The 1,801-nt window shown below is 60.1% G+C and carries 3 protein-coding genes and 1 pseudogene; 1 reads left to right on the top strand and 3 read right to left on the bottom strand.

From position 1 onward, the window contains the following. The coding region (locus DXX99_RS11770) for a hypothetical protein (RefSeq protein ID WP_205664713.1) at positions 1-350 on the top strand (350 nt) is incomplete at its 5' end. 32 nt (positions 351-382) lie between these two features. On the opposite strand, the gene DXX99_RS11975 is transcribed toward DXX99_RS11770, so the two are convergent. From DXX99_RS11975 to DXX99_RS12275, 3 genes and pseudogenes are all read right to left on the bottom strand, one after another. Next, complete coding sequence (locus tag DXX99_RS11975) at positions 383-544, bottom strand: hypothetical protein (RefSeq protein WP_240610918.1); 162 nt, start codon at positions 542-544, stop codon at positions 383-385. Positions 545-550: 6 nt separating this feature from the next. Then, the gene (locus DXX99_RS10930; protein ID WP_240610917.1) at positions 551-1,546 is read right to left on the bottom strand and encodes an RNA-guided endonuclease InsQ/TnpB family protein; all 996 of its coding nucleotides are present in this window, start codon (positions 1,544-1,546) and stop codon (positions 551-553) included. Positions 1,547-1,589: 43 nt separating this feature from the next. Further along, a pseudogene (locus tag DXX99_RS12275) lies at positions 1,590-1,801 on the bottom strand (hypothetical protein); the annotation flags it as partial.

The following is a 1,801-nucleotide window of genomic DNA, read 5'->3' as shown; positions in this document are numbered from 1 at the left end:
TCAAATCACGGGTGACCAAGCTCATAAGGGAGAAAAAAGTCGTGCTGATTTTGAAGCGCGGCCGGCCGGTGGGATACTTCGTGCCCTGGGACGAAGCCTGCGCCGGGGAGCCTCTAAAGAAGGCAGCACTGGAGACTCTCATGACAGCGCTGGCAAAAGAGCGCGAGGCAAAGGGCGTGAGTGAGGAAGTGGTGGCTGACGCAGAACGCGAAGCAAGGGCAAAAGCGGTCCAGGAAACCCGGGGCGTGTTGGGACCCGAGGACGCCCCGGAGTGGACAGAAACTTCCGGCGCTGAATGGGTCCGCAAGGTGAGGAAAGAGGGGGATAGATCTACACCGTGGGCTATGTGACGTCCCCCCCGAATGAATTCGGGGGCATCCCTTTAAAGGGACGCGCGCAAGGTCTTTCCCTTGCGCTTCGGTTTGTGGACTCCGTGCCACCCCATGCGGAGCGACAGGACCACGGGCCGCGCCACCCGGCCACTACTCCCCTTCACGGGAGATACCTCGTACGCCCTCTCGAAGATGTTTAAGGCGCCGTTCACGTCCGCCTACGCCCTCCAGCCGCAGGAACACACATAAAGCCCCCGGTGCTTCCGGTTGGAGGGCAGTACGCGCCCGCAGGCGTGACAGCGCACAGAAGTGTTCCTCTCATCCACATCGTCCCGGACCGCGATCCCGGCAAGCGCTCCCTTGTACTTGAGCATGTTAATAAGCTTCCGGTACGGCCAGGCGTGCAGCCTCTGGTTGAGCCGGTCACCATAGTCGATGCTCTCGCGGATGTCGCAGAGGTCCCCGATGGCTATCTCCCCCACACCCCGTCTCTCGCACTCCTCTATGAAGTGGGATGTGGCCACGTGAAGGAGATACTCCACCTGAAGCTTTTCCCGGTGGGCCACCTCCCTCCACCTGCGGGAGTTTGGCTTAAGGCTTGCCCGCACCTTCTGCCAGTACCGCCTCACCGACTTGATGAACCTGCCGGAGTAGAGCAGCACGGTCCCGTCCTCGAAGGCGGCTGCCATGAGGATGGTTTCCCCCAGGTCCAGGGCAGCCCTCTTCATCCCAGGGTGCAGGTTCGCCTTCACCTCCACCACCAGACGGGCTTCTATCCGCCCGGACATCTTGTCGTAGGTGATGGAGAGCTCCCGCACCCGCTCGTACTCCACGCCGGGACGGTGAGAAATGCGGAAGGAGACTTCCCTCACCCCGTCTTCCCGTCCGGTGCCCAGAGAAACCGTGACCTTATCTCCTTCCACCCTGAAGCCGCTCTGGACGTACTTGAGCGGGGAGAGGTAGCTTTTCCGGCGAAATCCGGGAGCGCTGTGCCGCGTGAGACCCTTTTTCTTGAGGGCGAAGAAGGACCTGTAGGCTTCCCTTACTTCGTCCCGCGTGAGCTGCACGGACATCGAGTAGTATTCTTTTGCCCGGGGGAGTTCTTTTAAGATGCGGTTGAGGTTCCTGCGGGAAATGTCCACCTTCCCGGTCTCCTCGTATTCTTTCCGGAGGTGCCAGAGGAGGCCGTTGTAGACCTTGGTGGCGCAAAACATGGCGTCTTTGAGAACGGTTTCGGTTTCCTGGAGCTTTCTACCATTATACCGCTATGCCGCGAGGAGGTCCGTGTATCCCCTCAATGAATTGAGGGGGATTACAGCCCCCTCGCGCTCCCCCGTTTTTTCTAACCGGTTCCGGCAGAGCCATAACCGCCATGGCATCCTCAAAACCAGCTTCAAGTCTCTCTATTGCCCTGGGCGCTACGGCCTCAAACTCTTGCACCACCTCCTCCAGGAGTAGTCTTGCCGTAT

The organism is Ammonifex thiophilus (assembly GCF_003368535.1).
Taxonomy (GTDB): Bacteria; Bacillota; Desulfotomaculia; order Desulfotomaculales; family Ammonificaceae; genus Ammonifex; species Ammonifex thiophilus.
This window is presented reverse-complemented; position numbering and strand designations above follow the sequence as displayed.

Excerpts from the sequence above, each read along its gene's own strand:
- DXX99_RS10930 (WP_240610917.1), bottom strand. The coding sequence starts at position 1,546 with ATGTTTTGCGCCACCAAGGTCTACAACGGCCTCCTCTGGCACCTCCGG.